This window comes from Bacillus cereus group sp. RP37, from assembly GCF_040459695.1.
In the GTDB taxonomy this organism is placed as follows: Bacteria; Bacillota; Bacilli; order Bacillales; family Bacillaceae_G; genus Bacillus_A.
This window is the reverse complement of sequence record NZ_JARVHP010000001.1, coordinates 1,457,872-1,472,137: the sequence shown is the minus strand read 5'-3', so window position 1 is coordinate 1,472,137 and position 14,266 is coordinate 1,457,872. Positions and strand designations below refer to the sequence as shown.

Below are 14,266 nucleotides of genomic sequence, written 5' to 3'. Positions count from 1 at the left end.
TTTATCCCACCATTCCCATTAAATATACTACAGTGAAAATAAACACCCAAACTACGTCAATAAAGTGCCAATAAATCGATGCAACATAAAACTTCGGTGCATTGTATAAATTTAGACCTCTCTTCGCATTTCTAAAGATTAATGTTAAAATCCAACATAACCCAAACAATACGTGGAGTCCATGTGTACCAACAAGAGCATAAAACGCGGAACCAAATGCACTACTTCTCATAGTATGCTTAAATTCATGCGTATAATGATAAAACTCATATATCTCAAATCCTAAAAACCCTAAACCTAGCAACACTGTTACCAGTAGCCAAAGTTGCATTTTTTTAAAGTTAAAGTTTTTCATATGATACATCGCATATACGCTCGTTAAGCTACTCGTTAATAAAAGCATCGTCATAATAAAAACGAGTGGCATTTGGAACATCTCTTGAGATGTTGGTCCACCATTTGTAGAATTCTTTAACGCTAAGTATGTGCCAAATAAGGAAGCGAACAATACTGTTTCGCCTCCAAGAAATAACCAAAAACCGACAAACTTATTTTTCCCCTCAAGGGTTGCTTTTTCAGGCTCTGCTGGAAATGTTTCATTCGTTAATTTTTCATCTACATGCATTATGCCTTGCCCCCCTTATCTTCTAAATCTTCCTTATGAATATGATATCCATGATCATCGATTACTGAACGTAGGAGCATTGTGCCAAATGTAATGATTAAACCAATAATTGCTACTAATAACCAAAACTTATCTTTTCCACCTTGCATATACATTGCACCGAATGCCGCTATAAACAATCCTAAAGAAATGATAAATGGTGAAAATGATGGATTTGGCATATGAATATCACCAACTGGTTCCGCCGCTGTCATCTCTTTATTCCCTTCACGTTTTTCAATCCAAAACGGATCTAGCCCGCGAACAAACGGTAATTGTTTAAAGTTATATTCAGGTGTAGGTGCTGGCATTGTCCATTCTAACGTTCGTGCATCCCATGGATCACGACCAGCCTTTTCTTTTGATACTGTTGTTTTAATTACATTAAATAGAAGAACAATCGTTCCAAGAGCCATAAACACCGCTCCAATAGAACTAATCATATTCCCCATTTCCAATCCTTGACCTTCAAGATATGTGTAGTAACGACGCGGCATACCAATCAACCCAAGGAAATGCTGAATGAAGAATGTTAAATGGAAACCGATAAAGAATAGCCAAAATGTTATCTTTCCTAACGTTTCATTCAATACTTTATTAAACATCAGTGGCCAATAATAATGAGCTCCTGCAAGTAAACCAAATACAACACCACCGACGATTACATAATGAAAGTGCGCTACTACGAAATAGTTATCATGAAATTGATAATCAGCTGGTGCAGATGCTAGCATAACACCTGTAACTCCCCCCATTACGAATGATGGAATGAAAGCTACTGCCCACATCATCGGTGTCGTAAAACGAATACTTCCGCCCCACATTGTAAAGAGCCAATTGAATATTTTAATACCGGTCGGAACCGCAATCGCCATTGTTGCAACTGAGAAAATAGCATTTGCAACTGGACCAAGCCCAACAGTAAACATATGATGCGCCCATACCATAAATCCTAAGAATCCAATTAATACTGTCGCAAACACCATCGACGAATAACCAAATAATCGTTTTTTCGAAAATGTTGCAAAGATTTCTGAGAATATTCCGAAAGCTGGGAGTATAAGAATGTATACTTCTGGATGACCGAAAATCCAGAATAAATGCTCCCATATAATTGTATTCCCGCCCAATGCTGGATTAAAGAAACTTGTTCCAAATAAACGATCTAACATTAAAAGTCCTAATCCTACAGTTAACGGCGGAAAAGCGAATAATATTAGCGAAGATGTTACAAATGTCGTCCATGTAAACATCGGCATACGCATATACGTCATCCCTGGCGCACGCATATTTATAATGGTGACAAGGAAGTTAATACCTCCAATTAATGTACCAATACCAGAGATTTGCAAGCCAAGTACATAAAAATCAACACCATGGCCTTTAGAAGCTAAAGCTAAAGATGCATAAGATGTCCATCCTGCATCAGGTGCTCCACCTAGAAACCAACTTAAATTTAAAAATACTCCACCAAAGAAAAATAACCAAAATCCGAGTGAATTCAAAAACGGGAACGCTACATCACGTGCACCAATTTGAAGTGGTACAGCGGCGTTCATAAATGCAAACACGAGTGGCATAGCTGCGAGGAAAATCATTGTTGTACCGTGCATCGTTAATACTTGATTATAAGCATCCCCAACAAGAAAAGCGTTGTTAGGAATCGCTAATTGAAGGCGAATAAATAGTGCTTCTATTCCGCCTATTATAAAAAACAATCCACCTGCAATTAAATAGAGAATGGCAATCTTTTTATGGTCTACTGTCGTTAAATAATCCCATATGACAGCACCCATCCCCTGTTTTTTTGCTACAGAACTCACGTTTTCAACCTCCCCTTCGCGAATAATCCCTCTTTACTTTTCAACTTTTAACGTTTGTAAGTATGCATTTAATGCATCAATTTGATCATCCGTTAAGTTGCCATATTTACCAGTCATTTTATTTCCTGGTTTCATATTTTCAGGATCTTTCAGCCATTTTTTTAAGTTTTCTTCATTATTTTCGGCAATACCGGCAACCATATCGCGATCAGCAAAGTTTGCTAAGTTCGGTGCGATACGAGCGGAAGGTGGTCTACTATCATTAGATCCAACTGCGTGACAACCAATACAGCTTTTATTAAATATTTCTTGGCCCTCTTGCGCCTTTGTTGAAGCTACTTCTTTCTTCCCATCAATCTTCTTCATATCAGCAAGCCACTTTTTGTACTCGCTTTCATCTAAAGCTTTCACTTTGAATTGCATTAAAGAATGTGATGGGCCGCAAAATTCTGTACAAAAACCATTATAAGTGCCCGATTTATCTGCCTTTAACCACATTTTGTTCACATTATCTGTATTTGTATCCATTTTCCCAGCTAAAGATGGAACCCAAAACGAGTGTTTAATATCGGCACCCTTCAAATTCAAATACACTTTCTTACCTGTGGGGATGACTAAATCTTGAGAAGTTACTATTTTTTCTGATTTATAAGAAAATTCCCACCAATAAAGATTCGCTGTTACATCAACAACGATAGTATCTTTATCAATATTCTTTTTCTCCATCGCACTTACATCAGCAAGTTTGAATGTATATGTAACCGTCGGAACAGCTAAGATTAGCAAAAGAATAATCGGAATAACTGTCCATATAATTTCTAGTTTGTGATTCCCTTCAACTTGCTCCGGAATATAATCTTCCTGACCTTTCTTTTGTCGGAAACGCACAATTACATATAAGAAAATAATAGTAACTACTAGTACTACTCCTACCATGATCGCACTTGCTAGTAAGAGCAGATCATATTGCATTTTTGCTACTTCTCCTTGCGGAATTAAAGTAGATTGAAAGGCTTTACCGCATCCCCCTAACAGTAAAGCCAGCAGTGAAACGAACGAAAGCAGTCGCCACTGTTTCTTCATACAAACAACCCCCACTTTCCTTGTGAATTAGATTGTACTTTATAGTTAAGTAAAGTAAATCTCAACGTAAAGAAATCCAATTATGTCGTTGTCTTAGAAGAATGTAACTACAATCATTGATACAAATAAGATTGTTAAATAATTTAGGGAATAAACAAACATTTGTACGGACCATTTGATGTCATCTTGCTTACGGAAGCCATAAAATCCTAAAACGATCCATCCGATGTTAAGCAATGTTGCGATTACCATAAATGTTATCCCTAGTCCACTCATATAAAATGGTAGTGGTAATAAACATACTGTCCAAATCATAATTTGGCGTTTCGTAATTTCAAATCCATGAACTACAGGAAGCATTGGAATTCCTGCATTTCGATATTCATCAACACGTTTCATCGCTAATGCGAGGAAATGTGGGATTTGCCAAATAAACATAATTAAAAATAACATCCAAGCAATTGGATGGCCTAAAGATGGATCAATTGCTGCCCATCCAATTAAAGGTGGAACTGCTCCAGATATACTACCTACAACAGTATTTAGTGTATACTTTCTCTTTGTCCATAAAGTATATAAGACAACATATGTGAAAGCACCAATAAATCCCATTAATACTGCCATCGGTGTTGTTAATAATAAGAATACAAATCCAAGAAGTAATATAACTAGTCCAAATGTAAGTGCAAATCCTGGTTTATACTTTCCAGTAACCGTTGGACGGGTTTTTGTTCTTTCCATTAACGGATCGATGTCTCGATCAATATAATTATTTAAACAACATACCCCTGCCATAATTAATCCAGAACCAACGATTGTAAAGAATAACTTATCCAGATTGTCCATCACACTTAATCCATTAAAGTGTAACGCCAACCAAAATCCTGTAAATACAGTAAGTGTATTTGAGTTTACAATCCCCATTTTAACGAGCGCTGATAAATCTTGTAGCCGAGTTGTTTCCGGTACACTTGTTACAGCTGACTCATCATGCAGCTCACTTGTTGCATGGTTCATCACTTTAACCCCCTCTTAAAACTTTCCTCTTTCTTTGTGCGCCTATTTTGAATGAAATAATTCGCTTCTATATAGCAATATTATTACAGTAGAGATACTGTTAACCCATTCTACTACTAATCTACGCCCATACTCCAATATATTAAATCATATTTCCCGAACATTTTGTGAAGAAAACATGAACTTTTTGTGTCGAATATAAAAAACCTAATTCTTACTTATCCTTATCATAACATGATGTTACCTTCTATAATAAACTTTTTTGTCACATTTAACACGTATTCTCCCCATTTCTTTTCAAAATAGCCTATTTTCCACCTAAAATTTCCCTTGTAAATCCTATTTCCAGACCCATTTTCTCTCCCCTGTCTTCCCCCGCCATTTCTTTGCTATTTTATTATTTTTTATATATCATAGGAACTAGCGCGTTTTATTCTATACATAATGGAATGAAAATATTTCGCAATAACTTCATAGCAGAAAGATGGTGAAAGAGATTGCAACGCTTTATTAAATGGTTAGCAGTCATTACGAGTCTTGATTTATTAATAGTTTTATTAGGAGGCGCTTTAGTTACAAAAACAGGTTCCGGCCAAGGTTGCGGTAAATCATGGCCACTTTGTAACGGTGAATTGGTTCCATCTAATTTATCAATGGAAACTATTATTGAACTAAGTCACCGCCTTACATCAGGATCAGCAGGAATTCTTGTCACTCTCCTTTGTATTTTGTCCTGGAAATATTATAAACATGTGCGTGAAACAAAAACGTTAGCAATTTTATCCTTCGTATTTTTAGTTGCACAAGCATTAATGGGAGCCGCAGCAGTTGTTTGGGGACAAATGCCAGCTGTACTTGCTATCCATTTTGGTATTTCCTTAATTTCATTTGCTTCTGTCATTTTATTAACGTGTCTTATTTTTGAAATTGACCAGAAATTTGATGCACGTTCACTCATTATGGACAAAAAAATGAAATTTCATATTTATGGTGTAACAATTTACTGTTATATCGTTGTCTATACAGGAGCTTTAGTACGTCACGAACGAGCTAGCTTAGCCTGTCCTGACTTTCCTTTATGTAGCAAAAATAGACCTATGCCAACTCAACTACATGAGTGGGTTCAAATGGGACATAGAGTTGCAGCAATGTTAATTTTCGCTTGGATACTATACGCGATGATTCTCGCTATTCGCCATTACAAGCAGCAGCCTGTCGTATACTGGGGATGGATCATTTCATTTATCCTTGTTACACTTCAAGCTATAGTAGGAATTTTAGTCGTATTTACAAATGCTAGTTTAGCAATGGCATTATTACATTCGCTATTCATTTCTTGCTTGTTTGCTGTACTATGCTATTTAGTTATGTTAAGTACAAGAAGTAAAGTCAATGCAAAAGAAGCTGAAACAACTTCTAAACAAACAAAATAAAGTTAAATTAAAATACCTTGCCGATTCGGCAAGGTATTTTTTGCAATAAAGAAAAAGAGCTGCATGTACACAGCTCTTTTCTATTTTAGTGATCTAATTCAATAAGTAAGTCACCCGTCTGAATTGCATCTCCATCGTTAACATATACTTTCTTCACTTTACCATTGAACGGCGCTTGAACTGTCGTTTCCATTTTCATCGCTTCTGTAATTGCCATAGAATCACCTTTTTTCACTTCATCGCCTTCTTTGACAACTACTTTAATAACCGTTCCTGGCATTGTTGCGCTAATGTGGTTTGGATTTTCACGGTTTCCTTTCACACGTTGTGCCACTGTTGCTTTCACACTTTCGTCTTTCACAACAATCTCACGTGGTTGACCGTTAAACTCCAAGTAAAGAACACGAGTTCCATCTGGCTGTGGCTCTCCGATTGATACTAGTTTAACCATCAATGTTTTACCTTGTTCGATTTCCACATTGATTTCTTCACCAAGTCTCATACCATAGAAGAATGTCGGTGTATCAAGCACAGATACACTTCCATAAAGCTCAGCAACTTTTTCGTAATCCATAAATACTTTTGGATATAATGCATATGCAACTACATCAAAAATCGTCACTTCGCGTCCAAGTTTATGGAATAGCTCTTCTTTTAACGCGTCGAAATCTACTGGTTCTAATAATTCACCTGGTCTTACTGTTAATGGCTCTTTCCCTTTTAAAATAATTTCTTGTAACTTTTTCGGGAAACCACCATACGGTTGTCCTAAATCTCCTGAGAACATTTCAACAACAGATCCTGGAAAGTCCATAGAATGCCCACGCTCTAAAACATCTTGTTCTGTTAAGTGATTTTGAACCATAAATAATGCCATATCACCGACAACTTTAGATGATGGCGTTACTTTAACAATATCGCCAAACATGTCATTCACACGACGGTACATTACTTTCACTTCATCGAAGCGATCTCCTAAGCCAACCGCTTTCGCTTGTTGTTGTAGATTACTATACTGTCCGCCTGGCATTTCGTGCATATATACCTCTGTATGAGGAGCATTCATACCACTTTCAAACGGTGCGTAGTATTTGCGTACATCTTCCCAATAATGAGATAATTTTTCTAATGAATCTATATTAACGTCTGGCTGTCTTTCATTTCCACCTAACGCATAATATAGCGTGTTCGCACTTGGTTGTGACGTTTGACCAGCCATAGAACTCACTGCTACATCTACGATATCAACACCTGCTTCAATTGCCTTCGTATACGTTAATATACCATTTCCACTCGTATCGTGCGTGTGCAGATGAATTGGAATCGACACTGTCTCTTTTAATGCAGAAACTAAATCATATGCTGCATTTGGTTTTAGTAAGCCCGCCATATCTTTAATACCTAAAATATGAGCTCCTGATGCTTCCAATTCTTTTGCTAAATTTTTATAGTAATTTAAATCATATTTACTACGTAACGGATCATGAATATCTCCTGTGTAGCACATTGTTGCTTCTGCAATTTTACCAGTATCTCGTACAGCATCAATCGCAACTCTCATACCTTCTACCCAGTTTAAGCTATCAAAAATACGGAACACATCAATTCCAGCTTGAGCAGAACATTCCACAAACTTTTGAATTAAATTATCCGGATAGTTTTTGTAGCCAACCGCGTTTGAAGAACGAAGTAACATTTGGAATAAAACATTTGGCATTTTTTCACGAAGATCTAGTAATCGTTCCCATGGATCTTCTTTTAAGAAACGATATGCAACATCAAACGTTGCACCGCCCCACATTTCCGCAGAGAATAGGTTCGGTAACATTCTCGCTGTCGGCTCTGCAATTTGATGTAAATCTTTTGTACGAATACGAGTTGCAAGTAATGACTGATGTGCATCACGGAATGTTGTATCCGTTAAAAGTACACGTTTTTGATCTTGTACCCATTTTACTAATCCGTCCGCTCCACGCTCATCCAAAATTTGTTTCGTTCCATTTTGGATCGGCTCTGAGTGTAATACATTCGGTATACGAGCATCTGGGAAAATTGGTTTCTCCTTTTTCCCTACTCCTGGGAAACCATTTACTGTTACTGTACCAATATAATTTAGCATTTTCGTTCCGCGGTCTTTACGTTTCGGGAACACGAATAGTTCAGGTGACGCATCAATAAATGACGTGTCATATTCTCCCGATAAGAAGTTTTTATGTTTTACTACATTCTCTAGGAATGGAATATTTGTTTTAATACCACGAATACGGAATTCTTTTAAGTTACGTTCCATTTTCGCAGCAGCTTGTTCAAAAGTAAGCGCCCATGTTGTAACTTTTACAAGTAAAGAATCGTAGTACGGTGTAATAACTGCACCTTGGAAGCTATTTCCTGTATCAAGACGAACACCAAAACCACCGCCTGATCGATATGCCATAATTTTTCCTGTATCCGGCATAAAATTATTTAACGGATCTTCAGTTGTTACACGAGATTGAATCGCAAATCCATGTACAACGACTTCCTCTTGCTTCGGAACACCTACCATTTTGCTATGTAATGCATGTCCATCAGCTATTAAAATTTGCGATTGAACGATGTCCACTCCTGTGATCATTTCTGTAATCGTATGTTCAACTTGAACACGCGGATTTACTTCAATGAAATAAAACTCATCACCTTTTACAAGGAATTCTACTGTTCCTGCGTTTAAATAATTTACATTTTTCGTTAACTTAACAGCAGCATCACAAATACGCTGACGCAAATCATCTGAAAGTGACACACTAGGTGCAATTTCTACGACTTTTTGGTGACGACGTTGTACAGAACAGTCACGCTCGTATAAATGAACAACATTTCCCTCTTCATCTGCTAAAATTTGAACTTCTATATGTTTAGGTTTTTCAACGAATTTTTCAACGTACACTTCATCATTACCAAAGGCTGCTTTCGCTTCTGACTTCGCTCGATTATACGATTCTCTTAATTCTTCACTAGCACGTACAATACGCATACCACGACCGCCACCACCAAGGGACGCTTTAATAATAATCGGGTAATCAAACTTTTCAGCAAATTCTTCGACTTCTTCTATTGAATTTACTGGCCCATCACTACCAGGAATAACTGGAATTTGTGCTAGCTGCGCTTGTGTTCTTGCTTTCACTTTATCTCCAAACATATCTAAATGCTTACTTTTTGGACCGATAAAGATAATCCCTTCTTCTTCACAACGTTTTGCGAATTGAATATTTTCTGACAAGAAACCATATCCAGGGTGAATTGCATCTACATGATTACTTTTTGCAATCTCAATAATGCCTTCAATATCTAGATAAGCATCAATTGGTTTTTTTCCTTCGCCAACTAAATAGGACTCATCGGCTTTATAACGATGATAAGAACCACTATCCTCTTTAGAATAGATTGCAACTGTTTTTAATCCAAGTTCCGAACAAGCTCGAAACACACGAATTGCAATCTCTCCACGGTTAGCTACCAATACTTTTTGAATACGTTGCAGCTTTGTCATGATTTTCCCCCTCTACTTTCCTACCACTCTAGAGATAAAATATATACACACCATAAAGAGCGTGAAGTTCTTCACTTTCCATATTATATTATACTTAGAAAGCTTCACTTTATTTTTATCCATCATACCTTATTTTTTAACAAATGATAAGTTTTCTGATCAATTTGTTTCACAAAAATAGTATAGCATACCTCTTCCTTTTCTAACAACTTAATTGTATATCACATTAAACTTAATGTGATATATCTTTTAACTAAAAGAGAAATTAATACATCATATTTAAAAATAAAAAACACATCATGCTCTAAAGCACAATGTGTTTTTTATTTTACAACTACAAGACGTGGTCCATCTTGCTCTCTTTCTTTCGTTATCTCATTTTGTTGTTTCTCTTGTCGTTTTACATGACTAGCAATATTTAATAATATACCCATCGCGATTAGATTAGCCAATAAGGAACTACCACCATAACTAATAAACGGTAAAGGTACTCCTGTAAGCGGTATTAATCCAGACATACCACCAACATTAACAAAAGTTTGTATTCCAATTAAACTTGCGATTCCGATCGCAATTAAACTTCCAAATGGATCTTTACATTTTTGTGCCACTCTAAACGAGCGAATGATAATAAGTAATAAACAGATTAAAATGATAGCTACACCTACAAAACCTAGTTCTTCAGATATAATTGCCATAATAAAATCCGTTTGTGGCTCTGGTAAGTAGCCATACTTTTGTATACTATTTCCTAATCCTCTACCATTTAACCCACCTGAAGCAATTCCAATAAACGAATTTATTAATTGAAATCCATCCTTTTGCGGATCACTAAATGGATCAAGAAAAACTGAAAATCGAGCTTTTTGGTAGTCACTTAATTTATAGGTTCCGATAAAATACAACGCCGGAATCCACACGACAGATGTTAATAAAAATCTTTTTATCCATAAGTTAACATTAACTCCTGAACAGAAGAACATAATTAACACTGTTCCACCTATTAATATGTCAGTCCCTAAGTCATTTTGTAATAAAATTAATACCATCGATCCACCGACAACAAATAGGGGAGGTATTATCCCTTGGAAAAAAGGGGTTTGCCTCTCTTGTTTCTTAGCAAAAAAACTTGCTAGCGTAATAATAACTGCTATTTTTACAAACTCAGCTGGTTGTATACCTAGTATCCACCCTTTTGCACCATTGATTACCTTACCGAAAAGGAAAGCTGCTGTTAGTAAGCCAATACTCCCTAACCCCATCGCTGTAAGAACTATTTTTTTCTTCCAAAATTTGTAAGGGATTATAACGACAATCACAAGCATTACCGTTCCAATAGCAAGAGCAACTAATTGTTTTTTAAAAAAGTAATCTGCTGGCCAGTTATATTTCGATGAAATCGCGACAATGGAACTAGAACTATATACCATTATAACTCCCAACACACATAAGATAACAAGAGGAAGTAATAATGAATAATCCATTGATTTCCATACTCTTTTCATTTCATTTCCTCTCTCTGTTCCAATTTAATTATTGTTGTATTCCATATGTACATTGATTCTTCCTGCTTTATTATACAAATAAAAAGCCCAAACTTTTTCAGTTTGAGCCCCCTTATTTGAACCCGTTATTGTTGTTTGTTTGTAAATGCTTCATGAAGTGCAGATAACTCACGTTCAAGCTCTCCTAACATTGCCTTCCCTTGTTCTTCTGCAATAAGACCAAGGCGAACTGCAAAATCGACCTCGCGGGATAGTCCAAACATTTGCGTGTCTAACACTTCTTCATATAATGGACATTGCGGCATTGTAAGATGGTCCATTTGCACCTTAATAAGTCTTAAAATCTTCTCCGCATCCGCTTGTAGAAGGGCTAGTGCCTTTTCCTGATGATTTGATACTGTCTCAGACGCCAAATTGATTCCCTCCGTTTCCGTCCTACTCTCTCATATCTATTAATATTAGCGATAGTTTTAATAAATTGCAATAGAAACATTTTTTGTGACAACCGTGTCTAATACTATTATACTGAAAAGTGGGAGTATAACACAAATGGGGGAACAACAATGAGCGAAATTTTATTTATTAATGGAAAAGTTCGTTTTCCAATCACTATCGATCCAACCGTTTGGATCTTTGATGATCGAAAAGTAGATTTGACAACTTACTTTGATGAAACGAGAGAAAACACGTCTGAACTAGAAGCTTACTTAAAAAACACTTCAGAACATTGGGATCGTGAAATCCGTGATGGTGCTGCCTTCCCGCCAATACAACAAAGTGTAAAGAAATATAAAAAAGAACAACTGATTACCGGGACATTTGGTATACCATTTCATCCATTTCTTGCTAACGCCGAAATTTTAGAGGACGCTACGCAAGTCGAGATCGAAACAGTAGACGATACAATAACGCTTCCATTAGAAACTGTCAAAAATGCTATTCTTGGTTTTTCAAAAGAAGGAAAACCATTAAAAGAGGATGGACCTGTTCATCTATATTACAATGATGGATCTAATAGACAAAATCCAATCCGTAACATCCGTAAATTTACAATGATTTAAAATGTATACTTGGAAGAAAAAGGAGTGAGCCAAGGCTCACTCCTTTTATAATAAATCTGCTGCTAGTTGAGCTAAATTAGATCGCTCCCCTTTAACAAACTTTACATGACCACTAATACGTTGCTCTTTAAACTTCTCTACAACATATGTTAAACCGTTATTATATTCATCCAAATACGGATGATCAATTTGCTGAGGATCTCCCATCAATACGATTTTACTTTTTTCTCCTACCCTCGTTAATATCGTTTTCACTTCATGCTTCGTTAAATTTTGCGCTTCGTCAATTATAATGAACTGATCTGGAATACTTCTCCCACGTATATAGGTAAGAGCTTCTACTTCAATCGAACCCATTCCAGCTAAAATAGCATCTAACTCTCCTGGCTTTTTCGTATTAAATAAATACTCTAGATTATCAAAAATCGGTTGCATCCACGGTCTTAACTTTTCTTCTTTTTCTCCTGGTAAATAACCGATATCTTTTCCGACTGGAACAATTGGCCTTGCAACGAGTAGTTTTTTATATAGCCCTAAATCTTCCGTTTGCATGAGCCCCGAAGCTAACGCTAGTAATGTTTTTCCTGTACCAGCTTTCCCCGTTAATGTTACAAGCGGAATATCTTCACGAAGCAACAATTCTAATCCCATAATTTGCTGCACATTTCGTGGGCGTATCCCCCATACTTGTTCATTGTGAAAAATAAGTTTCTTTACCTTCTTACCTAAGTGATCCACAATGCCAAGTGCTGAACTTGATCCCCCTAATGCATCTTTCATTACTACAAACTGATTTGGATAAAAAGGATGATTTGCAATTTCGGATAAAGGCAATTCGCCTTTTTCATAAAAATAATCCAATTGCTCTTTTGATATATACCCTTCTAAAAATCCTGAATATATATTGTCTACTTCAATTACACGATCACTTAAATAATCTTCCGCCTTCAAACCAATTGCATCAGCTTTTACCCTTACGAGCACGTCTTTACTTACTAAAATAACAGATTTCCCGTCCTCTTTTTCTTGTTCTTCTAAAGATAGATTTTTTGCTACTGCTAAAATTCGATTATCATTTGTTTTTTCTACAAAAATATCTTGTAATTGAACAAATGAACGATGATTTAACTCAATACGAAATGTACCGCCGTTTTCTAGCGGAATACTTTCATGCAGCTTTCCTATTTCACGAAATTTGTCTATTAACTTAGAGACATAACGAGCGTTTCGTCCTACTTCATCCATATAACGTTTTTTCGAATCAACCTCTTCTAATACAACTGCTGGAATCACTACTTCATTGGTTTCAAATGAAAAAATAGATAAAGGATCCTGCAAAAGTACATTCGTATCTAACACATAAATTTTATCCAACCTGTTACCCCCTGACTCCACTTTTAAATTTGTAGAACAAGGGTTTCATCCATAAAATATGGACGAACCATTGTTATAATTATATGTACCGTATAAACGAGGTAGAATCGAAATTTATAGCCATTAAACCTTTTATTTATTTTTTATTCATTTCTATTCAATATATTACTTTTAATTATAATTATTAACATAAAATCACAATAACTGATTACAAAAGTTCATAACTGACTCTCTTATTTATCACATTTATAATTCTTTCATTCCTACTAACACTTGGTTATCAAGCTTTTTTGCTGCCCGAAGATCATATGTTTTTTCATATGTTGGTTCAGTTGCAAGTTTTGCACCATAAAACATAACATCACGTACTTCTTGTACCTTTACTTCTATTACAGTTAATTTTAGAGAAATGCCTTCCATTCTATCAGTCAAAATTTCACCTGCACCACTTATGGAAAATACGGATTCATTCGCCATTATAGTCAATACTACCCCAGTACTATGCCGTATATTTTCCACAATACGTGAACGTTGATCTACTGCAAATCGAATACTAGTTTTACTTACTGCATACACCCAAGAAATAGCACTTACGTTAGGAACTTGTTTTTCGAAATCTGTTGTTGCTACCATAACAATACATTCTTTACGTAACGTTTGTACTAAATCATCTGTTAATGTAGGCTCTACTACATTCGCCATATTTCCACCTCCAAATATACTTAATATATCCTTATCATAACTTATTTTTCGAATTGCGAAAATATTATTTTT

The 14,266-nt window shown here is 35.9% G+C and carries 11 protein-coding genes; 2 read left to right on the top strand and 9 right to left on the bottom strand.

Going from position 1 to position 14,266, the window contains the following annotated elements; translation table 11 throughout:
* Position 1: 1 nt before the first annotated feature.
* From ctaE to ctaB, 4 genes are all read right to left on the bottom strand, one after another.
* Positions 2–625, bottom strand: a complete 624-nt coding sequence (ctaE, locus tag QCI44_RS07925; protein ID WP_000557861.1) for a cytochrome c oxidase subunit III — start codon at positions 623–625, stop codon at positions 2–4.
* Positions 625–2,460, bottom strand: coding sequence for a cytochrome c oxidase subunit I (gene ctaD, locus QCI44_RS07920; protein ID WP_170959983.1), 1,836 nt, complete (start codon positions 2,458–2,460; stop codon positions 625–627). Before ctaD ends, ctaE begins: the two co-directional genes overlap by 1 nt.
* A gap of 60 nt (positions 2,461–2,520) precedes the next feature.
* Positions 2,521–3,570 (bottom strand): cytochrome c oxidase subunit II, encoded by a 1,050-nt coding sequence (gene coxB, locus QCI44_RS07915; RefSeq protein WP_000745268.1) that lies wholly within the window; start codon positions 3,568–3,570, stop codon positions 2,521–2,523.
* Positions 3,571–3,663: 93 nt separating this feature from the next.
* Positions 3,664–4,587 carry a protoheme IX farnesyltransferase gene (gene ctaB, locus QCI44_RS07910; protein ID WP_001015062.1) on the bottom strand — a complete coding sequence of 308 codons (924 nt, stop codon included), beginning with the start codon at positions 4,585–4,587 and terminating at the stop codon, positions 3,664–3,666.
* Between the two features lie 497 nt (positions 4,588–5,084).
* Here ctaB and ctaA point away from each other — a divergent pair, with 497 nt between their 5' ends.
* The gene (gene ctaA, locus QCI44_RS07905; protein ID WP_353811066.1) at positions 5,085–6,020 is read left to right on the top strand and encodes a heme A synthase; all 936 of its coding nucleotides are present in this window, start codon (positions 5,085–5,087) and stop codon (positions 6,018–6,020) included.
* An 85-nt stretch (positions 6,021–6,105) separates the two neighbouring features.
* On the opposite strand, the gene pyc is transcribed toward ctaA, so the two are convergent.
* From pyc to QCI44_RS07890, 3 genes are all read right to left on the bottom strand, one after another.
* Positions 6,106–9,552, bottom strand: a complete 3,447-nt coding sequence (gene pyc, locus QCI44_RS07900; RefSeq protein WP_016086531.1) for a pyruvate carboxylase — start codon at positions 9,550–9,552, stop codon at positions 6,106–6,108.
* Positions 9,553–9,875: 323 nt separating this feature from the next.
* The gene (gene ftsW / locus QCI44_RS07895; protein WP_016086530.1) at positions 9,876–11,057 is read right to left on the bottom strand and encodes a putative lipid II flippase FtsW; all 1,182 of its coding nucleotides are present in this window, start codon (positions 11,055–11,057) and stop codon (positions 9,876–9,878) included.
* Positions 11,058–11,182: 125 nt separating this feature from the next.
* Positions 11,183–11,470, bottom strand: coding sequence for an Fpa/YlaN family protein (locus QCI44_RS07890; protein WP_000135695.1), 288 nt, complete (start codon positions 11,468–11,470; stop codon positions 11,183–11,185).
* A 150-nt stretch (positions 11,471–11,620) separates the two neighbouring features.
* Here QCI44_RS07890 and QCI44_RS07885 point away from each other — a divergent pair, with 150 nt between their 5' ends.
* A complete protein-coding gene (locus tag QCI44_RS07885) occupies positions 11,621–12,118 on the top strand; it encodes a molybdopterin-binding protein (protein ID WP_016086529.1) in 498 nt (165 codons plus the stop codon).
* A gap of 45 nt (positions 12,119–12,163) precedes the next feature.
* Here the strand turns inward: QCI44_RS07885 and QCI44_RS07880 are convergent, their stop codons facing one another.
* On the bottom strand, positions 12,164–13,492 hold the full coding sequence (locus QCI44_RS07880) for a PhoH family protein (protein ID WP_000358079.1): 1,329 nt from the start codon (positions 13,490–13,492) through the stop codon (positions 12,164–12,166).
* 246 nt (positions 13,493–13,738) lie between these two features.
* Positions 13,739–14,194, bottom strand: a complete 456-nt coding sequence (locus QCI44_RS07875; protein WP_016086528.1) for a pyridoxamine 5'-phosphate oxidase family protein — start codon at positions 14,192–14,194, stop codon at positions 13,739–13,741.
* Positions 14,195–14,266: the final 72 nt, after the last annotated feature.